Origin of the sequence: Amycolatopsis sp. NPDC101161, assembly GCF_044768185.1 — a bacterium.
Taxonomy (GTDB): domain Bacteria; phylum Actinomycetota; class Actinomycetes; order Mycobacteriales; family Pseudonocardiaceae; genus Amycolatopsis.
The window spans coordinates 292020-313166 of the sequence record NZ_JBIWPI010000004.1 but is presented as its reverse complement, the minus strand read 5'-3'; the positions used below and the strand labels follow the sequence as shown (position 1 = coordinate 313166).

Annotated in this window: 21 protein-coding genes and 1 tRNA gene; 6 read left to right on the top strand and 16 right to left on the bottom strand. The window is 71.0% G+C overall.

What is annotated here, in order from left to right:
* Nucleotides 1-32: 32 nt before the first annotated feature.
* Nucleotides 33-782: an MIP/aquaporin family protein gene (locus tag ACIRSS_RS28965; RefSeq protein ID WP_400900333.1), complete on the bottom strand. Its 750-nt coding sequence runs from the start codon at nucleotides 780-782 to the stop codon at nucleotides 33-35.
* Between the two features lie 236 nt (nucleotides 783-1018).
* On the opposite strand from ACIRSS_RS28965, the gene ACIRSS_RS28960 reads away from it, so the two are divergent.
* On the top strand, nucleotides 1019-2752 hold the full coding sequence (locus tag ACIRSS_RS28960; protein ID WP_400900331.1) for a glycerol-3-phosphate dehydrogenase/oxidase: 1734 nt from the start codon (nucleotides 1019-1021) through the stop codon (nucleotides 2750-2752).
* A 16-nt stretch (nucleotides 2753-2768) separates the two neighbouring features.
* Here ACIRSS_RS28960 and ACIRSS_RS28955 read toward each other — a convergent pair whose 3' ends face one another.
* The 7 genes from ACIRSS_RS28955 to ACIRSS_RS28925 all read right to left on the bottom strand — a co-directional run bounded on the left by ACIRSS_RS28955 (nucleotide 2769) and on the right by ACIRSS_RS28925 (nucleotide 8773).
* Nucleotides 2769-3299: a GNAT family N-acetyltransferase gene (locus ACIRSS_RS28955; protein ID WP_400900329.1), complete on the bottom strand. Its 531-nt coding sequence runs from the start codon at nucleotides 3297-3299 to the stop codon at nucleotides 2769-2771.
* 59 nt (nucleotides 3300-3358) lie between these two features.
* A complete protein-coding gene (locus ACIRSS_RS28950; protein WP_400900327.1) occupies nucleotides 3359-4357 on the bottom strand; it encodes a hypothetical protein in 999 nt (332 codons plus the stop codon).
* 78 nt (nucleotides 4358-4435) lie between these two features.
* Nucleotides 4436-5590, bottom strand: a complete 1155-nt coding sequence (locus ACIRSS_RS28945) for a sensor histidine kinase (protein WP_400901900.1) — start codon at nucleotides 5588-5590, stop codon at nucleotides 4436-4438.
* Nucleotides 5591-5611: 21 nt separating this feature from the next.
* Nucleotides 5612-6004, bottom strand: a complete 393-nt coding sequence (locus tag ACIRSS_RS28940; protein ID WP_400900325.1) for a DUF1707 domain-containing protein — start codon at nucleotides 6002-6004, stop codon at nucleotides 5612-5614.
* Between the two features lie 7 nt (nucleotides 6005-6011).
* On the bottom strand, nucleotides 6012-6539 hold the full coding sequence (locus ACIRSS_RS28935) for a DUF1707 domain-containing protein (protein WP_400900323.1): 528 nt from the start codon (nucleotides 6537-6539) through the stop codon (nucleotides 6012-6014).
* A 58-nt stretch (nucleotides 6540-6597) separates the two neighbouring features.
* The gene (locus tag ACIRSS_RS28930) at nucleotides 6598-8391 is read right to left on the bottom strand and encodes an acetyl/propionyl/methylcrotonyl-CoA carboxylase subunit alpha (protein WP_400900321.1); all 1794 of its coding nucleotides are present in this window, start codon (nucleotides 8389-8391) and stop codon (nucleotides 6598-6600) included.
* A 106-nt stretch (nucleotides 8392-8497) separates the two neighbouring features.
* Complete coding sequence (locus ACIRSS_RS28925) at nucleotides 8498-8773, bottom strand: SAV_915 family protein (protein ID WP_400900319.1); 276 nt, start codon at nucleotides 8771-8773, stop codon at nucleotides 8498-8500.
* A gap of 130 nt (nucleotides 8774-8903) precedes the next feature.
* Here ACIRSS_RS28925 and ACIRSS_RS28920 point away from each other — a divergent pair, with 130 nt between their 5' ends.
* Nucleotides 8904-9629, top strand: coding sequence for a hypothetical protein (locus ACIRSS_RS28920; protein WP_400900317.1), 726 nt, complete (start codon nucleotides 8904-8906; stop codon nucleotides 9627-9629).
* 2 nt (nucleotides 9630-9631) lie between these two features.
* Here ACIRSS_RS28920 and ACIRSS_RS28915 read toward each other — a convergent pair whose 3' ends face one another.
* Both ACIRSS_RS28915 and ACIRSS_RS28910 read right to left on the bottom strand, forming a co-directional pair.
* The gene (locus ACIRSS_RS28915; RefSeq protein ID WP_400900315.1) at nucleotides 9632-10984 is read right to left on the bottom strand and encodes a dicarboxylate/amino acid:cation symporter; all 1353 of its coding nucleotides are present in this window, start codon (nucleotides 10982-10984) and stop codon (nucleotides 9632-9634) included.
* Nucleotides 10985-11084: 100 nt separating this feature from the next.
* Entirely contained in the window at nucleotides 11085-11714 is a 630-nt protein-coding gene (locus ACIRSS_RS28910; RefSeq protein ID WP_400901898.1) for a Maf family protein, read from the bottom strand.
* Between the two features lie 131 nt (nucleotides 11715-11845).
* Between ACIRSS_RS28910 and ACIRSS_RS28905 the strand changes: the two genes are divergently transcribed.
* Nucleotides 11846-11974, top strand: coding sequence for a hypothetical protein (locus ACIRSS_RS28905; RefSeq protein ID WP_400900313.1), 129 nt, complete (start codon nucleotides 11846-11848; stop codon nucleotides 11972-11974).
* A 63-nt stretch (nucleotides 11975-12037) separates the two neighbouring features.
* Here ACIRSS_RS28905 and ACIRSS_RS28900 read toward each other — a convergent pair whose 3' ends face one another.
* From ACIRSS_RS28900 to ACIRSS_RS28885, 4 genes are all read right to left on the bottom strand, one after another.
* Nucleotides 12038-13651, bottom strand: coding sequence for a DHA2 family efflux MFS transporter permease subunit (locus ACIRSS_RS28900; protein ID WP_400900311.1), 1614 nt, complete (start codon nucleotides 13649-13651; stop codon nucleotides 12038-12040).
* A complete protein-coding gene (locus ACIRSS_RS28895) occupies nucleotides 13632-14261 on the bottom strand; it encodes a PadR family transcriptional regulator (RefSeq protein ID WP_400900309.1) in 630 nt (209 codons plus the stop codon). Before ACIRSS_RS28895 ends, ACIRSS_RS28900 begins: the two co-directional genes overlap by 20 nt.
* A 151-nt stretch (nucleotides 14262-14412) precedes the next feature.
* Nucleotides 14413-15990: a TROVE domain-containing protein gene (locus ACIRSS_RS28890; protein ID WP_400900308.1), complete on the bottom strand. Its 1578-nt coding sequence runs from the start codon at nucleotides 15988-15990 to the stop codon at nucleotides 14413-14415.
* A 103-nt stretch (nucleotides 15991-16093) separates the two neighbouring features.
* A tRNA-OTHER gene (locus tag ACIRSS_RS28885) sits at nucleotides 16094-16162 on the bottom strand.
* Nucleotides 16163-16438: 276 nt separating this feature from the next.
* Between ACIRSS_RS28885 and ACIRSS_RS28880 the strand changes: the two genes are divergently transcribed.
* The 3 genes from ACIRSS_RS28880 (at nucleotide 16439) to ACIRSS_RS28870 (ending at nucleotide 19246) form a co-directional block, all read left to right on the top strand.
* Nucleotides 16439-17332, top strand: a complete 894-nt coding sequence (locus ACIRSS_RS28880) for an LLM class flavin-dependent oxidoreductase (RefSeq protein WP_400900306.1) — start codon at nucleotides 16439-16441, stop codon at nucleotides 17330-17332.
* 9 nt (nucleotides 17333-17341) lie between these two features.
* A complete protein-coding gene (locus ACIRSS_RS28875; protein WP_400900304.1) occupies nucleotides 17342-17794 on the top strand; it encodes a MarR family winged helix-turn-helix transcriptional regulator in 453 nt (150 codons plus the stop codon).
* Nucleotides 17795-17863: 69 nt separating this feature from the next.
* A complete protein-coding gene (locus ACIRSS_RS28870) occupies nucleotides 17864-19246 on the top strand; it encodes a hypothetical protein (protein WP_400900302.1) in 1383 nt (460 codons plus the stop codon).
* Here the strand turns inward: ACIRSS_RS28870 and ACIRSS_RS28865 are convergent.
* Both ACIRSS_RS28865 and ACIRSS_RS28860 read right to left on the bottom strand, forming a co-directional pair.
* Nucleotides 19243-19461: an acyl-CoA carboxylase subunit epsilon gene (locus ACIRSS_RS28865; protein ID WP_400900300.1), complete on the bottom strand. Its 219-nt coding sequence runs from the start codon at nucleotides 19459-19461 to the stop codon at nucleotides 19243-19245. The two genes, ACIRSS_RS28870 and ACIRSS_RS28865, sit on opposite strands and share 4 nt — an antisense overlap.
* Nucleotides 19458-21095 carry an acyl-CoA carboxylase subunit beta gene (locus tag ACIRSS_RS28860; RefSeq protein ID WP_400900298.1) on the bottom strand — a complete coding sequence of 546 codons (1638 nt, stop codon included), beginning with the start codon at nucleotides 21093-21095 and terminating at the stop codon, nucleotides 19458-19460. Before ACIRSS_RS28860 ends, ACIRSS_RS28865 begins: the two co-directional genes overlap by 4 nt.
* Nucleotides 21096-21147 lie beyond the last annotated feature (52 nt).

Genomic DNA, 21147 nt, shown 5'->3' with positions numbered 1-21147 from the left:
GTGTGCTCCAGGAATTCTTTTCGGACGGGCGATCACTTCAGGTTGTGGACGAGGAGGTAGACCAGCGAGGCGAGCGCGCCACCGACCAGCGGGCCGACGACCGGGATCCACGAGTAGCCCCAGTTGGCGTTCGCCTTGTTCTTGATCGGCAGCAGGAACGCGTACGCGATGCGCGGACCGAGGTCGCGCGCCGGGTTGATGGCGTAGCCCGTCGGCCCGCCGAGCGAAGTACCGATCACGAGCACGACGAACGACACGCCCGCGTAGCCGAGTGCGGAGTTGCCGAAGTTCGGGGTGCCGCCGTCGCTCGCCGCGTAGACCGGGCTGAGCAGGATCCAGGCCACCAGCACGAACGTGCCGATGATTTCGGTGACGAGGTTCCAGGCGGTGTTGGGGATCTGCGGTGCGGTGGAGAAGATGCCGAGCGTGTTCTCGGGCTCGGGGTGGTCGTCGAACTGGAGCTTGTAGGCGGCCCAGCAGAGCACGGCGCCGATGATCGCGCCGGCGAACTGCCCGATGAAGTAGAAGGGCACGTCCTTCCACGGGGTCTTGTCCGCGATCGCGAGGCCCAGCGTCACGGCCGGGTTGAGGTGGGCCCCGCTCGGGGCGGCGATGCTGGCGCCGGTGAAGACGGCGAACGCCCAGCCGAAGTTGATGAACAGGAAGCCTGCTTGGTGCCCGTTGTTCTTGCGGAGCACGTGGTTGGCGACCACACCGTTGCCGAGCAGGATCAGCGCGGCCGTTCCCAGTAGTTCCCAGACGATTATTGCCCCAGCACTCACCGCTGCACCTCCACACTGGACACTCTGCGCAGGGTCGATCACGGCGTGCCACGGCACCGTTGCCGACCCACGTTCGCGCGACGTTACCGGGGCGTAGAAGCGGATTCCAAGCACCGGCCAGCCGAATCTTTTCAAGATCGCGGAGGGTTACGCCACACGTGTCATCCGTGGACGGGCGGAGGATCACCAGGTCGTGCGATGCTGGAAGCCTTCGCCGGCACGAGGAGGAATGTCACGTGGCGCAGTACGCAGCGGAGACGAACCCGGCTCGACTGGGCCCGGCCAAGCGGGAAGAGACCTGGCAGCGGCTCGGCAACGAGACGTTCGACCTCGTCGTCATCGGCGGCGGCGTGGTCGGCGCGGGCACGGCGCTCGACGCCGCGACGCGCGGGCTGCGGGTCGCGCTGGTCGAAGCCCGGGATCTCGCCTCGGGGACGTCGAGCCGGTCGAGCAAGCTGTTCCACGGCGGTCTGCGCTACCTGGAGCAGCTCGAGTTCGGCCTGGTCCGGGAAGCGCTTCGCGAGCGCGAGCTGATGTTGACGACCATCGCCCCGCACCTCGTCAAGCCGGTCAGCTTCCTCTACCCGCTGACCCGCCGCGTGTGGGAACGGCCGTACACCGCGGCCGGCCTGCTGATGTACGACACGATGGGCGGCGCCCGCAGCGTCCCGGGCCAGAAGCACCTGACCCGCGCGGGCGCGCTGCGGATGGTGCCCGCGCTCAAGCGATCGGCCCTGATCGGCGGGATCCGCTACTACGACGCGCAGTCCGACGACGCCCGCCACACCATGACGGTGGCCCGGACGGCGGCGCACTACGGCGCGGTCGTGCGGACGTCGACCCAGGTCGTCGGCTTCCTGCGCGAGGCCGACCGGGTGTCCGGCGTGCGCGTGCGCGACGTCGAGGACGGCCGCGAGACGGAGATCTCGGCGGCCGCGGTGATCAACTGCACCGGCGTCTGGACCGACGAGCTGCAGCGCCTGTCCGGTGGGCGCGGGCGGTTCCGCGTGCGGGCGAGCAAGGGCGTGCACATCGTCGTGCCGCGCGACCGGATCGTCTCGGAGTCGGGGATGATCCTGCGCACCGAGAAGTCGGTGCTGTTCGTGATCCCGTGGCGCAACCACTGGATCGTGGGCACGACGGACACGGACTGGAACCTCGACCTGGCGCACCCGGCGGCGACGAAGCACGACATCGACTACCTGCTGGAGCACGTCAACAGCGTCCTGGCGACGCCGCTGACGCACGACGACATCGAAGGCGTGTACGCGGGCCTTCGCCCGCTGCTGGCGGGGGAGAGCGAAGAAACGTCGAAGCTTTCGCGCGAGCACGCGGTGGCGCGGGTGGCCCCGGGCCTGGTCGCGATCGCGGGCGGCAAGTACACGACGTACCGGGTGATGGCGGCGGACGCCGTCGACGCGGCGGCGGTGGACCTGCCAGGCCGCTCGCAGCCGTCGATCACGGACAAGGTCCCCCTGCTGGGCGCCGACGGCTACCACGCGCTCGTCAACCAGGCCGACCACCTGGCCGCCGAGCACGGCCTGCACCCCTACCGGGTGCGGCACCTGCTGGACCGCTACGGCTCGCTGGTCAACGAGGTCCTGGCGACGGCGAACGGCCGGCCGGAGCTGCTCAAGCCGATCGAGCACGCACCGGACTACCTGGGCGTCGAGGTGGTGTACGCGGCTTCGCACGAGGGGGCGCTGCACCTGGAGGACGTCCTGGCCCGCCGGACGCGCATTTCGATCGAGTACGCCCACCGCGGCGTCGACTGCGCCGAGCAGGTGGCGACCCTGGTGGGTGAAGTCCTCGGCTGGTCACCCGAAACGGTGAAGCGCGAGATCGAGGTCTACAACGCGCGGGTCGAGGCGGAGCGGGAGTCGCAGTCCCAGCCGAGCGACGAAGCGGCGGACGCCCTGCGGTCGGCGGCCCCGGAGGCCCGCGCGGGCATCGTGGAGCCGGTGAGCTGAGCGGCGGTCAGGAGGGTCAGGAGGTCCGGTGCCAGCGGATCAGCCGCTCACCGGTCGGCGCCCGCTCGGCCTCCGGGCCCACCAGCGTGAACCCGCAGCGCTCGGCCACGATCGCCGAGGCCGCGTTGCTCTCCTCGTAGCGGTAGGTCACCTCGGTCAGCCCCAGGCCGCCGAACCCGAAGCGCAACGCCGCGTTCAACGCCGTGGTCGCGATGCCCTTGCCGCGCTCGGCCGGGTGGACCCAGATCGTCGCCTCGGCGTAGTTCGCGTCCAGGTTCAGCTCACGCAGCCCCACCTCGCCCAGCAGCCGGCCCGACGTCGGTTCCGCGATCGCCCACGAGCAACGCTCGTCGCCCGCCCACTGGGCCGCCCGCAGCGCGACGTACTCCGTGGCCTCGTCGAGCGTGCGCAAGCGGTAGTTCAGCACGTACTTGCGGTGCGTCGGGTCGGCGAACGCCTCCATCAGCAGCGGTCGGTCGTCGAGGTGCCGGTCGGCACGCAGCTGGCGCAGGTAGTACGTGCCCGCGTTGATCTCCACCGGTTCCACTCCACCCAGCCTAGCCAGGCCGGGAGCACGTCGCTCCCGGCCCGGCGATCAAGCCGGTTTCACGGTGTCAGGCGCCAGATCACCGGCACCCCGCTGCTGGGTGTCGCGTCGTTCGACGCGTAGCCCGCGAGCGTGCCGTCGTCGGCCGCGACCTCGGCCCGGAACGTCGAATAGCCACTGGGGCCCTGGACCACGCCCGGGACCGTGCCGCGCCACACCGTCGCGTTGCCGTAGATCTGCGGTCCCGAGGGCGTCGGCACCAGGCCCACGGTCAACCCGGCCTTGTTGATGCTCGTCGCGACCCCGCCGCCCTCCAGGCCGACCCACCCGTCCGGCGTGGACCACCGGGCCGCCTGGCCTGTGCGCCACCCGACGACGACCCCGTTGCGGATCGCGGACCCCTCGGCCTGCACGGCCGGGCTCGGCGACAGGTACCGCAGGACGCCGTCCTTCCACAGCGCCGAGCCGACACCCGAGTCCAGCAGGATCGTGCCGTCGTCGTCCAGGTCGCGCGGGTTCGAAACGTCCCCCGTCTCCGGAATGACCACCGGTGCGCTGCCGTCGGCCCGCCACAGGACGATGGCACTGCCCACCTTGGGCTGGTAGGCCTCGCCCAGCACGTCGCCGCGCGTGTTGATCGCGACGCCGGTCACCTCCTGGTAGCCCGCCGGGTTGTCCTTGATGTGGTAGCCCGACGCGTCCAGGGTGTAGGTCCGGCTGGTGAAGGTCTCGTAGTCGTGGATCGTGCCGACCACGACGCCGGACGAGTTTTCGTCGTTGGCGTCCACCCGCTCGAACCCGCTGGGTACGCCACGCAAGAACGGCTGCCCGTTGCGCCAGCTCACGGCCTGCGTCACGCCGTTGACCGTGAACGTGCCGGTGTACTCGCCCTTGCCGTCCGACCCGGTGATGTTCCCCGAGGTCGCGCCGGGCGGCAGCGGCAGGATCGTCGGCCGCCACGGGATGCGGATCGCCGCGGCGTCCGCCGGGGCCCCCAGCGCGGTGACGGCGATCGCCACGGTGGCGATCGCCCCCGCCCGCAACCACGTCTTCTTCATGGATGTCTCCCTTTCCCCCGACCTGCACGACCACCACGTCCGGCAGGGGGAACCGGTTGTCCCGCGAACGGACCAATCTCAGAGGGCCGGCACCTGGGCGCTCACGGCGGTGCCGTCGCCCGGGGTGCTCTCCACGGTCAGCGTCCCCGCCACCCGCTGGACGCGCCGGCGCATGGCCTCCAGGCCGAAGCCGGTGCCGTCGCCGCGGTCGCCGGGGCGGAAGCCCACGCCGTCGTCGACGACGTCGAGCAGGACCAGACCGTCCGAATAGGACAGGGTCAGCCCGATCCGGGACGCCTTCGCGTGCTTCTCCGCGTTCGCCAGCGCCTCCTGGGCGACGCGGTAGAGCGTCACCTCCAGCTCGGGCAGCAGGCGCCGGGCCTCGCCGGTCGTCTCGACGCGGACCGCGACGCCGGACGTCTCGGCGACCCGGGCGGCCAGTTCGGAAAGCGCTTCCGGCAGCTGGGCCGCGTCCAAGGGCTCCGGCCGCAGCGCCTGGACCGCGCGACGCGCTTCGCCGAGGCTGTCGCGGGCCAGCTCCCGCACCAGTGCCAGCCGCCGGTCGCGGTCGGGGCCGTCGGCGGCCTCCAGCTGCGTGACGATCCCGGTCAGGCCCTGGGCGAGCGTGTCGTGGATTTCGCCGGCCAGCCGCTGCCGCTCGTCGAGGATGCCGGCTTCCCGCGCCCGCGCCACCAGCTGCGCGTGCAGGCTCGCGTTCTCCGCCAACGCGGCTTCCAGCCGGACGCTCGCCTTCCGCCGCTGCTCGCTCTCCACCCCGACGAACCACGCCGCGTACAGCAGCGGGCCGGCCATCGACAGGACCAGCACCCACGTCGGGCTCGGCGAATCCGAGTTCGCGGCCAGCAGCGGCAGGGTCGCGGTCGCGGCCACCGCGAAGAACCCCCAGCGCGCCGGGAAGAGCACGAAGGCGAGCGGGTAGCCGAAGGACGCGAAGCCCATGAACGTGTCGTCGCGGGTCACCAGCACCGTCGCCGCCGCGAGCACCCCGGCGTAGTAGCCCGCGGCGAGCCACGGGTGCGTCCGCCGGTGCGGGAACAGCGGGACCAGCAGCGGCACCCACACCGCCGTCAGCACGACGACGACCACCGTGGCGCCCTGGATCCCGGGTCCCCAGATCACGCACGCGGCGAGCGCGGCCAGGCCGACCCCGGTGAAGACCGGGCCCGCCCGCCGTTCGCCCCGGGCGTCCAGCGCGCCCGGGACCACGCCCATCACGGGCCGACTCCCGCAGGCTCAACGGCGACGGCGGGCTCCTCCCGCGAGCATCGCGATCACCAGCGGCAGCGCGACCGAGACGATCAGCAGCCGGCCGCGGGACAGGACGAGCACCACGATCGCCAGGACGATCGCGATCGGGACCGCGCCGCGCTGCAGGAAGGTCACCAGCGGGCTCTCGCCGGACATCACCGGAACCTGGGGCGCGGTGGCCCCGGTGAGCAGGGCGCTCGGCCGCGGCGACGGCAGGTCGTCGAACAGCGGGACGAGCTCGCTGACCCGCTTGGCCGCGGTGACCTTCGCGGAGCGGGTGCCGTACTCGTCGATGTCGAGCCGTCCGCTGCGGACGTGCTCTTCGAGGACGTCCAGGGCGTCCTGGCGTTCGGCGTCGCTCAGCCGCATGTCGCTCACGGCGGGCTCAGCGGTCCAAGCCGCGCCGGTGGTCGCGGTAGGAGTCGCGCAGCTCGCGCCGGCGCTCCCGGTCGCGCAGGTGCCGGTCGTGGCGGTCGTGGTGGCCGCCGCCGTGGCCCCACATCGCCCGGCCGAAGATGCTCAGCCCGATCGGGACGAGGATCAGCGTGCCGTGCACGACGCCGGTCGCGATCAGGGCGATGGTCGCGATCCAGATCAGCGGGAGGAACGCGGCGACGAACCGCTGCCCGCCGGACCAGCCGTCCGGCCGGTTCGGCGGCCGCGGGGCCGGGGCGGCTTCCGGGGCCGGCGCGACGGCTTGCTGGACGTCTTCGTACTGGGGGTGCGGCGCGGGCAGGTCCGCGAAGACATCGACGAGCTCGCCGCGCGTCTTGGCCGCGGTGATCCGCGCCGAGCGCTCGCCGTATTCGTCGATGTCGATCCGCCCCGCGCTCATGTGCTCACCGAGCGCGGACAGCGCGGACTCGCGGTTCTGGTCGCTGATCCGCAGCTGCGGAGACGGGACTTCGGTCACGTAGTCGATGGTAGGCCGCCCCGGGGGCGGCCCACCACGACATCTGTAACGAACCGCGCTACTTGATCTCGAGAAGCTGCGTGCCCTGCGTCACGGCGGCGCCGACCTCGACCGAAAGGCCGGTGACCGTGCCCGCTTTGTGGGCGGTGACCGGGTTCTCCATCTTCATCGCCTCGAGGACGACGATCAGCTCGCCGGCTTCGACGCTCTGGCCCTCTTCGACGGCGACCTTGACGATGGTGCCCTGCATGGGCGCGGTGACGGCGTCGCCGCTCACCGCGGCCTTGCCCCCGCCGGCGCGCTTGCGCGGCTTGGCCTTGACCGCGGTACCGCCGGTGCCGCCGCCTTCGAGCGCGAACCCGCCCGGCAGCGACACCTCGAGCCGGCGCCCGCCGACCTCGACGACGACGTTCTGCCGCGGCGACTCTTCGGGCGTCTCGACGTCCGGCGCGACGAACGGCTCGATCTTGTTGTCGAACTCGGTCTCGATCCAGCGGGTGTGCACGCTGAAGCCGTTCTCGTCGCCGATGAACGCCGGGTCGTCGACGATCACGCGGTCGAACGGCAGCACGGTCGCCATGCCCTCGACGACCATCTCGGCCAGGGCCCGGCGGCTGCGCTCCAAGGCGTTGTTCCGGTCGGAGCCGGTGACGATCAGCTTCGCCAGCATCGAGTCGAACTGCCCGCCGATCACGCTGCCGGACTCGACGCCGGAGTCGACGCGCACGCCCGGCCCGCTCGGCGCGACGAACTTCGTCACCGTGCCCGGGGCGGGCAGGAAGCCGCGGCCGGCGTCCTCGCCGTTGATGCGGAACTCGATCGAGTGGCCGCGCGGCTCGGGGTCTTCGGTGATCCGCAGCTTTTCGCCACGCGCGATGCGGAACATCTCGCGTACGAGGTCGAGCCCGGTGGTTTCCTCCGAAACCGGGTGCTCGACCTGCAGCCGGGTGTTGACCTCGAGGAAGGAGATCGTGCCGTCGGTCGCGACGAGGTACTCGACCGTGCCGGCGCCGTAGTAGCCGGCTTCCTTGCAGATCGCCTTCGCGGACTCGTGGATGCGCTTGCGCTGCTCGTCGCTCAGGAACGGCGCGGGCGCCTCCTCGACGAGCTTCTGGTGGCGGCGCTGCAGCGAGCAGTCGCGGGTGCCGACGACGATCGCCGTGCCGTGCATGTCGGCCAGCACCTGGGCCTCGACGTGGCGCGGCTTGTCCAGGTAGCGCTCGACGAAGCACTCGCCGCGGCCGAACGCGGCGACCGCCTCACGGGTGGCCGACTCGAACAGCTCGGGGATCTCTTCGCGGGTGCGCGCGACCTTGAGGCCCCGGCCACCGCCGCCGAACGCGGCCTTGATGGCCACGGGCAGGCCGTGCTCGTCGGCGAACGCGACGATCTCCTCGGCGTTCTTGACCGGTTCCTTGGTGCCCGGCACCAGCGGCGCGCCCGCGCGCGTCGCGATGTGGCGGGCGGTGACCTTGTCGCCGAGGTCGCGGATGGCCTGCGGGCTCGGCCCGATCCAGGTCAGCCCGGCGTCGAGGACGGCCTGGGCGAAGTCCGCGTTCTCGGACAGGAAGCCGTAGCCCGGGTGCACCGAGTCGGCGCCCGCGCGCTTGGCGGCGTCGAGGAGCTTCTCGATGTTCAGGTAGCTCTCGGCGGCCGTCGTGCCGCCGAGCGCGAACGCCTCGTCGGCCAGGCGCACGTGGGGTGCGTCGCGGTCCGGATCGGCGTACACCGCCACGCTGGCCAGCCCAGCGTCCTTGGCGGCTCTGATCACGCGTACCGCGATCTCGCCCCGGTTGGCGACCAGGATCTTGGTCACCGGACCACCGGTGGATTCGCCGACCTGCTCGGCCACCCCGCACCTCCTGCGTCCCGACAGCTGCATTGCTGACCGCCCTCGCGGTACGGGGGAGTCTACGGATATGGCGTCGGGAGTCCCTTGAGTGAGAGCTGAACCACGCTCAGACGTGGTGGCGCAGCTCCTGGGGCAGCGGCGAGTCGAGCACGATGACGTCGTACGGGTTCGCCGCGTGCACCTTCGGCAGGTGCTCGGTGTTGACCAGGACCCACGGCTGGTGCTCGCCGCAGCAGTCGATCAGCCGGTCGAGCGCGGTGAACGCGACCAGGGCGGTGCGGCCGTCGGGCGTGCGGCGCAGCTCGATCGACGCGCCTTCGGCTTCGACGTCGACCGGGCCGGTCGGCAGGTACAGGGCGGGGGGCAGGTTCGGGTTGGTCACCCGGACAACATAGACGGGCACAGTCCGCTACCACGGGTTGCCTCCGCCGGGTGCACGGCCGGGGGATTTCGGCCACACCCCGCCGGGGCGCTGCCCACACACAGTCGCGAAGCGGCTTACGCTCTGTCTCATGCGGACTTCGGCAGCGCGGACGCCTCGGTCGGCGTTGCTCACCGCGGTGCTGGCCGCGGTGGTGGCGCTCGGCGCGATCGGCGCGGTGTTCCTGCTGCGGCCGCGGCAGGAGGCGCCGTCCGGCGCGGCCGAGCCCGCCGCCGTCCCGGTGACCCCGGTGGCGACGTGCGGCGGCGGCCCGTGCCGCCAGCTCGCGGCGGTGACGGTCGGCGGGACGCCGGTCGTGCTGCTCACCGACGCGACCGGCGGTTCCGCGCGGGTGCGCGTCGGGGCCGAGCCGGGGACGGTGGTCGAGCTGTCGATCGCCCAGCTGGGCGTGCGGCTGGACCAGAACTCGCTGCGCTGCATCGACGGCGAGGCGCCGACGTGCCTGGTCCGCGGCGACGTCGGCGAAGACGGCAAGGCGGCGTACGGCGAGCTGCTCGTGGCGAGCGGGGGAGTGTGGCGCGGCCAGGGCAAGCCGTACTTCGCGGACGCCGGGACGCTGTCCCTCTACGACGTCACGGGCGACGGGCGGCCGGACGTGATCGTCGTCCGCCACGACTGCCGCGGCGCGGACTCGGGCACGGCCAAGTGCGACGCGGCCCCGGTGCTGGGGCAGGTGTACGACCTGACGGGCAAGTCGGTCGGCTGCACGCGGCGGTACACCGCACCCTCGGACCTGCGCGGCTGGCCCGACATCCGCCTGACGCGCACCGACCTGCGCACCTGCCCCGGCTACTGAGGTCAGGCGGGGGCCGGTTCGGTGTGGCGGGCCACCGAGCCGTCGTCCGTGGTCTGCGGGCGGTCGGTCGGGGCGTTCAGCACCTCGTCGTCGAGGAGGCCCTCGCTGCGCGCCACGATCGTCGGGACCACGATCTGGCCGGCCACGTTCGTCGCCGTGCGCATCATGTCCATGATCGGGTTGACCGAGTAGATCAGCGCCAGGCCGAGCGCGACCTGCTTGGCGTCGAGGCCGATGAACGACGTCGTCAGCGTGAACGCCGTCAGCCAGCCGGTGGTGCCGGCCGTCGCCAGCGCGCCGACCACGGCGACCACGACGATGCCCACGTACTGCCAGAAGTTCAGCGACACCCCGGCCAGGTTGGCGACGAAGATCGCCGCGATCGCCGGGAAGACCGCCGCGCAGCCGTCCATCTTCGTCGCGCTGCCGAGCGGGGTCGCGAAGGCCGCGTACGCCGGCTGGACGCCGAGGTTCACCGCGGACTGGCGGGTCAGCGGGAGCGTCGCGGCCGAGGACTGCGAAGCGAACGCGAACTGGATCGCCGTGCCCGCCTTGGAGAAGAACTTCAGCGGGCTGACCTTCGCCACGAACCGCAGCAGGATCGGGTAGACGACGAACAGCACGAGCAGGCAGCCGACGTACACCGCGAGCGTCGTCGAGAACAGCGGGCGGAACAGCGCGTCGCCGTAGTTGGACACCGCCGCGCCGATCAGGCCGACGATGCCGATCGGGGCCAGCCGGACGATCCAGCCGAGGTAGCGCTGGATGATCTCGAACACGCTCGTCGTGAAGTCGACGAACGGCTTCGCCTTGTCACCCAGGCTGTACGCGGCGGCGCCGAGCACCAGCGCGAGGAACAGCACCTGCAGCGTCTCGCCGTCGGCGAACGCCTTCACGAAGTTCTCCGGCAGCAGCCCGTTGACGAAGGCGCTCCACGAGCCCCAGTGGTCGACGCTGGCCGCGGCCTTGCCGGCGTTCTTGGCGGTCGCCGTGACGCCGCCGAGCCCGCCGGAGCCCGGGTTGAAGATCCGGCCGACCGCGATGCCGATCAGTGACGCGATGAACGACGTGATCGCGAACCACATGACCGTCTTGCCGCCGAGGCGGGCGGCGGTGCGGCCGCCGCCGAGCTTGCGCAGGCTGTTGATGCCGACCACGATCGCCGTGAAGACCAGCGGGATCACCGCGATCTGCAGCAGGGTCGTGAAGATGGTGCCGATCTGGTCGAGGAGATCGGTCAGCCAGCCGGCCTCGGTCTGCCGCGCGACGACGCCGAGCGCGGCGCCGACGACGAGCGAGCCGAGGACCGCGGCCGCGAACACCCGCGGCTTGGTGTATGTCCGTACGAAAGACACGGGGCTACTCCGGTGCTCGAAAGTTTCCTGTATTGCCTGATCAGGAGAACGTCAGGCAAGGGAGGACTCTTCCGGAACGCCCGTGGGTGTGGCGCCTTTCTCAGGATGCGGAACCACGCCAGAGATCCACGACACTCACGCCGACCTCGGCGAGCAGCCGGCGCGTCAGCGGCAGGCTGATGCCGATGACGCTCGTGTGGCCGCCGTCGAGCCCGTCGACGAACCAGCCGCCCAGGCCGTCGATCGTGAAGCCGCCGGCGACGTGCAGCGGCTCGCCGCTGGCGACGTAGGCGTCGATCTCCTCGGGGCTCGGCGTGCCGAACCGGACGGTCGTCGATTCCCAGCCGCTGGTCTCCTTCGCGCGCGTCCCGCCCTCGAGCCGGACGACCGCGTGCCCGGTGAGGAGTTCACCGGATGTCCCCGCCATCGCGGCCCAGCGCTGCCGCGCGGTGTCCGGATCGGCCGGTTTGCCGACCATCCGGCCGCCGATGTTCAGCATCGAGTCGCAGGCGACGACGACGGCGTCGGGGTGGACGGCGGCGACCTTGTCGACGACCGCTTCGGCCTTGGCCGCGGCGAGCGCCGCGACCAGCTCCGACGGCGTCGGATCGGTCAGCGAAGCCGCGACGGCGTCCTCGTCGACGCCGGAGACGAACACGGCCGGATCGAGGCCCGCCGAGCGCAGCAGGGCGAGGCGGGCGGGGGACTGGGAGGCGAGGACGAACTGCACAGCTTGAACGGGCACAGCGGCGAACGTACCCGGGTGCCCGTCGTGACCGAATTGTGACCGGCGCCACTTCGCAACGGAGTTATTTTGTTGTGGCTCGCAACATATGGCACCGGGATGCTCGGAGGTGACCGATGACCGTACGGGTGACCGCCACGTCAGCCACCAGGTCGCAGCCGCTGTGGTGGGCCAGGCTCCGGACCCCGAAGGGCCGCGAGACCATCCGCGCGGACGCGGCGTCGACGCCGAAAACCGCGCGCTGAAGCCACCGCTCCCGCGGTCCGTGCGAGCCTCCGGTACCCGACACCCGGAGGCTCGCACGGTTTTCACGCCGCGGCGGCCTCGGGGGCCGGTGCCGGAGTCTCCCAGCGCGGCTTGACCCGCCGCAGCACCGCGGCCGAAACGACCCCGAGCAACAGCACGACCATCGGCAGCAGCATCGTCACGCGGGCCGCGTCCGTCAGTCCACTGTGGACCGCGTCGGTCGCCAGCTTGCCGGCCTGCGCGGCGACCTCGGCCGGCAGCCCCGGCATCGGCGACGGCCCGCCGGCCGAGCCGAACTCACCGGTGCTCGCCGCCGCCTTCGCGATCCCCTCGGCGAACGGCGCCCGGTACTGCTCCGGCAGCTGCGTTGCCGCCTTCGCCGCTTCGTCCGCGATCGAGGAGCTCACCCGGGCCTGCAGCAGCACGCCGATCGCCGCGGAGCCGAGCACGCCGCCGACCTGGCGGGACGTGTTGAAGATCCCGGACGCCGTCCCGGCCAGGCGGGGTTCCACCGAGCCCATCGTCATGTTGCTCATCGGCGAGAAGATGCAGCCGATCCCCAGGCCGCACACCAGCAGCGCCGGGATGAAGCTCCACGGGCTGCTGTCCGGCGCCGCCTGCAGCGCGATGGTCCCCAGCCCGGCCGCCAGCGCCGTGAGGCCGAACATCACCAGGTACTTGCCGTTCACCTTGTCGGACAGGTTCCCGACGAACGGCGCGACGATCCCGGACAGCAGCGACATCGGCGCGGTCAGCAGGCCCGCCATCGTCGGGGTGAGCCCGAGCACCGACTGGATGTAGATCACCAGCGGCAGGAACATGCCGGTCATCGCGAAGCCGACCGTCGTCGCCGTGAGCGTGCCCGCCGAGAAGTTGCGGTTCGAGAACACCTGCAGCGGCAGCAGCGGCTCGCGCTTGTTCACCCGCTGCCACACCAGGAACGCGACCAGCAGCAGCACACCGGCGCCGATGATCTCGAACACCGTGATGCCGCCGAACACCGTGCCCCAGTCGTACTGCTGCCCGTTCTGGACGCCGAAGACGATGCAGAACAGCGCCGCGCTGGAGAGGACGATGCCGAGCAGGTCGAACGAGTGCGAGTGCTTCGGCTGCCAGTCCGGCACCAGGACCAGCGTCATCACGATGGCGATCACGCCGATCGGCACGTTGACGTAGAAGATCCACTCCCAGCCGAAGTGGTCGACGAGCACGCCGCCCAGCAGCGGGCCGGTGATCGTCGCCAGGCCGGCAACGCCGCCCCACATGCCCATCGCCGGGCCGCGCTTGGCTGGCGGGAACAGGTGCGTGATGAACGCCAGCGTCTGCGGCGTCATCAGCGCGGCGCCGAGCCCCTGCACCGCGCGCGCCGCGATGAGCATCTCGACGTTGCCGGACAGGCCGCACCACAGCGACGCGCCGGTGAACACGACCAGCCCGGCGAGGAACACCCGCTTCGGGCCGAAGCGGTCGCCGAGCCGGCTGGTGAACAACATCGGCACGGCGTAGGTGAGCAGGTAGACGCTGATCACCCAGACGACGGAGTTCAGCCCGGCGTTCAGTTCGCGCAGCATGGTCGGGATCGCGATCGACACGATCGTCGTGTCGAGCAGGATCATGAAGAAGCCGAGGCACAGCGCGCCGAGCGCCGCCCACGGGTTAGCTTGTCTTGCGTTCATCGTCGTCTTCCCCGGTGATGAGCTTCAGGATGGGTTCGTGGTGGTTGTCCTGGAACGGGATCCGTCCGGACCGCAGGTCTTCGAGGAGCCGCTCGGTCCACTCGAGCTCGAACTTCCGTTGGTCGCACTGGTAGCGCCAGTCGAGCCAGTAGATCTCGGGCGTCCCGTCCGCGGCGAGGCGGTCGAGCACGGCCTGGTCGGCGGCGACGCCGGCGCGCAGCCGCGTGACGCGGTGCTCGAGCTCGAGCAGCGACGCCTCCCGGCCCAGCTCGTCGATGACGGCGAGCCCGGACAGGTAGGCGGGGTACTCCTTCGTGAGGTCCCCCAGGAGTTCGCGGCCGCGCTGGTTGAACTCGTCCAGGCCGGCCTGGGTCATGCCGTAGACGGTCCGTTCGGGCCGCCTGCCGTCGCGCTGGGTGTCGACGACCTCGAGGAAACCGTTGCGGTGCAGGCGTTCCACGGTGTGGTAGAGCGACCCCGCTTTCACGTTCACCCGCGTGTCGACGTACCGCTCGCGCATGAGCTGGGCCATCTCGTACGGGTGCATGGGCTTCTCGTGGAGCAGCTCCAGCACGGCGATGCCGAGCGGGGTCAGCTTGGCCGAGGCCATGATCGTTAGTCCCTTCGGATGACTCCGGGTCGTTTATTCCACGTGGACTATACGGCGCAGACTAGTGCCCGGTCCACGGCCAATCCTGTGACGGTCCGTACACAGCGCGAAGGCCCCCATGATCCCGTCATGGGGGCCTCCGCGGCTTCTCTCAGAACGGCCAGTCGGCGTTCGTCCCCGCCTCGAGCAGGGGAATCATCCGGAAACCCTGGTCGGTCAGGCCGCCGAACACGTGCCGCCGCGCGCCGCCGGACGGCGCGTGGCCGAACCGGTAGCCCGCCAGGTTCCACGTGTACAGCGGAACGTGCGGCGGAAGCGCCTGCCCGACGTCGCCGTCGCCGGCCTGCTCATCGGTGAGGATGACGACGCGGTCGTGCTTCGCGAAGTGCTTCCGCACCGCGCCGGCGGTGTTGGTGCCGCCGCCGAGGAAGAACCCGCCGGACCTCCAGCGCTCGACGTCGCTGAGCAGCGACCCGCCGGGCCGCAGCTTGAACGTCTTGGTGCGCGTGCCGCCGAGCAGCCGGTCCGAGAACGACACGACGTCGGCGTCGGCGCACCGCCGCCCCAGCGCGAGCCCGAAGACCGCGGCGGCGTCCCAGCGCAGCAGGGTGCCGTCGCGGCTGAAGCCCATGTTCATCGACGTCGAGGTGTCGACGAGCACGAGCGTCCGCCCGGGCAGCTCCGGAACACCTCCCAGCGAGTGCGCGATCGCCTGCTCCAGCGCCCACGCCCACCGCAGCGACGGCGCGACCCGGTAAGCGGACAGGAACCGCATCGGCAGCTGCCGCGACTTCGCGACCTGCGCCGGATCGGCGAGCTTCGCGGCAACGCGCTGCGCGACTTCGTCCGAGACGCCGGCCTCGTCGAAGTTGCGCAGGTTCCGCGCGAGCGCCATGTAGCCCATCGACGGGATGAGCGCCTCCCAGACGCGCGCGTCCAGGGGGCCCTGCAGCCAGCCGGCGACCGACTCCCACGTCATGCCCGCCGCGCGCAGGACGTCCGCCGCGTCCGGCCGCGCGAACAGCTCGCGCCGGCGCGGCGCGTCCCACGCCGTCAGCTCGGCGCGGGCGCGCAGCACCCGGAGCGCGTCCGGGAGCGGGTTGCCGCGGTCGTGGCGCTCGTCGAGGACGTGCTTGAACAGCTCGCCCTGCGCGGCGTCGCGGGTGGCCGGGTGCGTCAGCTCGAGGACGTCGGCGAAGCGGAACGCCCGCGCCGCCGAGTCCCACTTGACGTAGGAGCGCTCGTCGTAGAGCTTCCGCGCCGCGTCGGCCACGCCGCGCTTGACCGGCTTCGGGATGGTCTTGCCGTGCACGGAAGTCCAGTAGGCGAGCAGCTCCCCGGGCTCGTCGGCCCGCTGCAGGACGTCGGCGACGACCTGCCGGCCGAGCCCGTCGAGCCCGGCGTCGAGGCGAGCCTTGGCGAACTCGGCCGCGCCGACGAGCGACGCGGTGCGCAGGTTCGCCTCGGACCGCAGCCAGCGCAGGAACCGAGCGGTCCACTGTGGATCCTCGAACGTCGCGGCGTGGACGAGCGCGGTGTAGCGCGTGTCGCGCGCGTTCGCGGACTCGTAGAAGGTGTGCTCGCCGACCATGTTGGTGACGGCGAGCAGGAAGAGCTCGGACCGGGCGTCGCGCGCGTAACCGGCGCCACCCTCGTAGGTGACCCCGGACGCCTCGCTGCGGACGGGTGAAGTCGCCGCGGGCGCGCGTGCGGAGTTGAACTTGCTCATTTCTCTCCCCCTTTTGCCGGGGAGTCACGGCCACAGCGATGCCCGAGATCGAAGTCGGTGAAGGTACGGTTGCTGCTCTGCCGGACTGAGCTACCGGACCACGTGGTCCGGGAGGGATTCGAACCCCCGACCTGCCCATTATGAGTGGAAGTAACCCTCGCCTGCGCACCGGGCATCGGTGAAGCCGTGACTCCCGAGGTCGTGCTCGCACCGGGAGTGCGTCGGTTGCCCGAGATCGAAGTGGTGAAGGCTTTCGGGATTCGAACCCATGGGATACCAGAGAAGTAACCCTCACCGCCGCACCGGGCGAGAGCAACGTTAGCCGCCGCGGCGGCGGGAGGGAACCGAATATCCGGCCGGCTTCCGGCGTGCCTGGCGATCAGAGGTTAGTTCGTGCTAAGAACTATGTATAGTCAGTTCGTAGCACGAACTACCACTGGGAGGAATCATGACGCACTTCGGCATCGGCGTCTCCACCGCGGTCGTCGCCGTCCCGAGCACCCTCGAACTCGCCGTCCAGGTCGATCGCGCCGGGCTTGACCTGCTCACCGTCTCCGATCACCCCTACCACGCCGACCGGCTCGACGCGTACGCCGAAATCGGGGTCCTCCTCGGGCGGACCGAACGGATCTCCGGCCTGGTCAGCGTCACCAACCTGCCGACGCGCCCGGCGTCGATGCTCGCGCGCACCATCACGAGCCTGTCCGCGCTCACCGGCGGCCGGATCGTGCTCGGGATGGGCGTCGGCGGGCTGTGGGACGACATCGCGCGGCTCGGGTTCCCCAAATTGACCCCCGGCCAGGCCGTCCGCGCGTTCGAAGAGGGCATCCGGCTGGTCAAAATGCTGGGCGGGGGCGGCGACCCCGTCACCTTCGACGGCGAGTTCTACCAGGTCACCGACCTTGAGCCCGCTGCCGAAACCATGCCGCCCGTGTGGACCGGGTCCGTCGGGCCGAAGTCCCTCGCGGTCACCGGGCGGGTTGCGGACGGGTGGATGCCCGGCCGCGCCGCCGACTGGCTCAGCGAGCGCTTCCGCACCTTGCGTCCGCTGATCGACAAAGCCGCCGCCGACGCCGGGCGCGACCCCGCCGACATCGCCACCGTGTACAACTTCCCCGGCCGCATCACCGCGGAGCCCTTGGCGAAGACCCGCACCGAAGACGGCCGCTGGATCGGCGGCTCGCCGGACCAGTGGGTCGAGGAGCTGACCGGCGCGGTCCTGGAGCACGCCGCCGCCGGGTTCGTCCTCTTCGGCCCCGGCGGCAGCACCCCCGACGCGGTGTCCGCGGCGCGCTGGGCCGGGGAGATCGTGCCCGCCGTGCGGGAAGCCGTCGCGAAGTAGGCTGGTGCGATGGGGAAACGCGGGGAGGACCTCGGTGTGGTGGCCGGGCTCGTGCGGGCGTCGTTCCTGGTGAACGCCGTCTACGCCGAGTCGGCTCGCGAGTACGGGCTGACCGTGCAGCAGGGGCAGCTGCTGTGCGTGCTGATGGGCAGGCCGTACGGCATGGGAGACCTGGGCGCGACGCTCGGCCTCGAGAAGTCCAGCTTGACCGGCCTGGTCGACCGCGCGGTCCGGCGCGGGCTGGTCCGCCGCGAGCCCGACCCGGACGACCGCCGCGCGATCCAGGTGGTCTTGACGGACGAAGGGCGCGACCTGGCGGAGGAGTTCTACGCGGCGACGTGCCGGCGCGTGGACGAACTGGCGGCGGGCCTGCCCACCCCGGACCGCGACCGGCTCGCGGCACTGCTGGGCCGGGTGGTGCGCGACAACGAGGTGCCGACTGTTTTCCTCGACGTCATCTGATCCCGACTTTCGTCGGGCCGCGGCCGGGTGACAGTAGGAGCGCCAGGTTCCCTGCTGTCGAGGAGCACCATGAAGCGCCTCATCCCCTTCGCTGTCGCCGCCGTCGCCGCGGGGTTGCTCGCCGTCCCGGCGCACGCCGCGACCGTCCACCGTGTCCTCTTCGACAACACGAAGGCCGAGACTGCGGGCAACGCCGACTGGATCGTCAGCACGTCCCAGCCCGACCCGACGGCGCAGAACTCCGCGCCGCAGAAGGAAACCGACTGGACCGGTGCGCTCTCGGCGTGGGGTGTCGCGCTGCAGAAGACCGGGCAGTACAGCCTGAAGACGCTGCCCGCCGGCAACACCATCACCTACGGCACCGGCGGCGCGCTCGACCTCCAGAACTTCGACGAGTTCGTGCTGCCCGAGCCGAACGTCGTGCTGAGCGCGTCCGAAAAGACCGCCGTCATGCGGTTCGTCCAGAACGGCGGCGGGCTGTTCCTCATCTCCGACCACACCGGCAGCGACCGCAACAACGACGGCTGGGACTCCCCGGCGATCATCAACGACCTGATGACGAACAACGGCGTCGACAACACCGACCCGTTCGGCTTCTCGGTCGACCTCAAGAACATCTCCAGCGACCACCCGGTGGCCATCAGCGACCCCACGAACCCCGTGCTCAACGGCGCTTTCGGCACGGTCAAGCACAGCCTGATCGCCAACGGCACGACGTTCACCCTCAAGCCCGCGGACAACGCGAACGTCAAGGGGCTCGCGTACCTGAGCACGTCGTCGCCGGGGAACACCAACGCTTTCTTCGTGACCAGCACGTTCGGCTCCGGCCGCGTCGCGATCTGGGGTGACAGCTCGACCATCGACGACGGCACCGGCCAGTCCGGCAACACGCTCTACAACGGCTGGACCGACTCGACGGCCGACAACGCGGCCCTCGGCCTGAACGCGACGGCGTGGCTCGCGGGCAGCGGCACCACCACGCCGCCGCCGGGCGGCTGCACGGCCGGGCAGCTCCTCGCCAACCCCGGCTTCGAGTCGGGCGCGACGGCGTGGACGGCTTCGGCCAGCGTGATCGGCCAGCACGGCACCAGCGAGCCCGCCCGCACCGGGACGTGGAGCGCGTGGCTCGACGGCTACGGCTCGGCGCACACGGACACCGTCAGCCAGACCGTGACGCTGCCGAGCGGGTGTTCGGCGTACACGTTCTCGTTCTGGCTGCACATCGACACGGCCGAGACGGGCACGACCGCGTACGACAAGCTGACGGTGAAGGCGGGCAGCACGACGTTGGCGACGTACAGCAACCTCAACGCGGCCAGCGGCTATCAGCAGCGAAGCTTCTCGTTGTCCGCGTACGCGGGCCAGTCCGTGACGCTCAGCTTCAGCGGCGTAGAGGGCTCACAGCTGCAGACGTCCTTCGTCGTCGACGACACCGCCGTCACGGTGAGCTAGCTGGGGAAGCCCGAAGCGCGCCAAGCACCTTCGCCGGGGTGGAGCGGTCTACGCAGCGAAGCCGCGTGATCGCCCCACCACGACGTACGCGGCTTCGGCTTCTTCGCGGGCGGAGCCGCCGACGCCGCGGCGACGACCGCCGTCAGCGCCGCCAGTTCGGCGTCGCTCGGGTTCCCGCGGACCACCCGCAGCAGGGGCTTCCGGTCGTCGCTCACAGCGGGATGTTCCCGTGCTTCTTGGGCGGCAGCGACTCGCGCTTGTTGCGCAGCAGCGACAACGCGCGTGCGACGTGCCCGCGGGTGTGCGCCGGCACGATCACCGAGTCGACGTAGCCGCGTTCGGCCGCCGCGTACGGGTTCAGGAGCGTGTCTTCGTACTCCTGGATCAGCTCGGCGCGCAGCGCGTCGACGTCCTTGCCCTCGTTCGCCGCGTTGGCGAGCGTCTTGCGGTGGACGATGTTCGCCGCGCCCTGGGCGCCCATCACCGCGACCTGCGCGGTCGGCCAGGCGAGGTTGATGTCGGCGCCGAGGTGCTTGGACCCCATGACGTCGTACGCGCCGCCGTACGCCTTGCGCGTGATGATCGTGACCAGCGGGACGGTCGCCTCCGCGTAGGCGTAGATCAGCTTCGCGCCGCGGCGGATGATGCCGTTCCACTCCTGGTCGGTGCCCGGGAGGAAGCCTGGCACGTCGACGAAGGTGAGCACCGGGATGTTGAACGCGTCGCAGGTGCGGACGAACCGCGCGGCCTTCTCGGACGCGTCGATGTCGAGGCAGCCGGCGAACTGCGTCGGCTGGTTGGCGACGACGCCGACGCTCTGGCCGTCGACGCGGCCGAAGCCGACGATGATGTTCGGCGCGAACAGCTCGTGGACCTCGAGGAAGTCGCCGTCGTCGACCACGCGGTTGATGACCTCGTGCATGTCGTACGGCGTGTTCGGCGAGTCCGGGATGATCGTGTCGAGCTCGCGGTCGGCGTCGGTGACGTCGTCGAAGAACCCGGCGGGCGCGTCCGACGGCTCGAAAACCGGGGCGTCCGACAGGTTGTTCTGCGGCAGGTACGAGAGCAGTTCCTTGACGTAGGCGATGGCGTCTTCGTCGTCGGAACCGAGGTAGTGCGCGACGCCGGACTTCGTGTTGTGGGTCCGGCCGCCGCCGAGCTCCTCGAAGGTGACGTCCTCGCCGGTGACCGTCTTGACGACGTCCGGGCCAGTGATGAACATCTGCGAGGTCTCGTCGACCATCACGATGAAGTCGGTCAGCGCGGGGGAGTAGACGTGCCCGCCGGCGTTGGCGCCCATGATCAGCGAGATCTGCGGGATGACGCCGGAGGCCTGCACGTTGCGGCGGAAGATCTCGCCGTAGAGGCCGAGCGAGACGACGCCTTCCTGGATGCGCGCGCCGCCACCCTCGTTGATGCCGATGATCGGGCGGCCGGTCTTGATGGCCAGGTCCATGACCTTGACGATCTTCTCGCCGTAGACCTCGCCGAGGCTGCCGCCGAAGACGGTGACGTCCTGGCTGAACACGCAGACCGGGCGGCCGTCGACGGTGCCGTAGCCGGTGACGACGCCGTCGCCGTAGGGCCGGTTCTTCTCCTGGCCGAAGTTGGTCGAGCGGTGCCGGGCCAGCTCGTCGAGCTCGACGAACGAGTTCTCGTCGAGCAGCAGCTCGATGCGTTCCCGCGCGGTTTTCTTGCCCTTGGCGTGCTGCTTCTCCACCGCGCGGGCCGAGCCCGCGTGCACCGCCTCGTCGTAGCGGCGGTACAGGTCGGCCAGCTTGCCGGCCGTGGTGTGGATGTCCGGTTCATCCTCGGGCGGCGTCCCGAGCGGCTCCGTCGCACTGCTCATTCCCGGGAGCTTAGCTACTTGCCGGTCACTTCGCGTGTGGCGTAGGCAACGT

What these genes read in the sequence shown, in the direction of transcription:
- ACIRSS_RS28950 (WP_400900327.1), bottom strand. Translation starts at nt 4,357, where the DNA reads ATGAAGAAGACGTGGTTGCGGGCGGGGGCGATCGCCACCGTGGCGATC.
- ACIRSS_RS28945 (WP_400901900.1), bottom strand. Translation starts at nt 5,590, where the DNA reads ATGGGCGTGGTCCCGGGCGCGCTGGACGCCCGGGGCGAACGGCGGGCG.
- ACIRSS_RS28920 (WP_400900317.1), top strand. Translation starts at nt 8,904, where the DNA reads ATGCGGACTTCGGCAGCGCGGACGCCTCGGTCGGCGTTGCTCACCGCG.
- ACIRSS_RS28905 (WP_400900313.1), top strand. Translation starts at nt 11,846, where the DNA reads ATGACCGTACGGGTGACCGCCACGTCAGCCACCAGGTCGCAGCCGCTG.
- ACIRSS_RS28900 (WP_400900311.1), bottom strand. Translation starts at nt 13,651, where the DNA reads ATGAACGCAAGACAAGCTAACCCGTGGGCGGCGCTCGGCGCGCTGTGC.
- ACIRSS_RS28895 (WP_400900309.1), bottom strand. Translation starts at nt 14,261, where the DNA reads ATGGCCTCGGCCAAGCTGACCCCGCTCGGCATCGCCGTGCTGGAGCTG.
- ACIRSS_RS28890 (WP_400900308.1), bottom strand. Translation starts at nt 15,990, where the DNA reads ATGAGCAAGTTCAACTCCGCACGCGCGCCCGCGGCGACTTCACCCGTC.
- ACIRSS_RS28880 (WP_400900306.1), top strand. Translation starts at nt 16,439, where the DNA reads ATGACGCACTTCGGCATCGGCGTCTCCACCGCGGTCGTCGCCGTCCCG.
- ACIRSS_RS28875 (WP_400900304.1), top strand. Translation starts at nt 17,342, where the DNA reads ATGGGGAAACGCGGGGAGGACCTCGGTGTGGTGGCCGGGCTCGTGCGG.
- ACIRSS_RS28870 (WP_400900302.1), top strand. Translation starts at nt 17,864, where the DNA reads ATGAAGCGCCTCATCCCCTTCGCTGTCGCCGCCGTCGCCGCGGGGTTG.
- ACIRSS_RS28860 (WP_400900298.1), bottom strand. Translation starts at nt 21,095, where the DNA reads ATGAGCAGTGCGACGGAGCCGCTCGGGACGCCGCCCGAGGATGAACCG.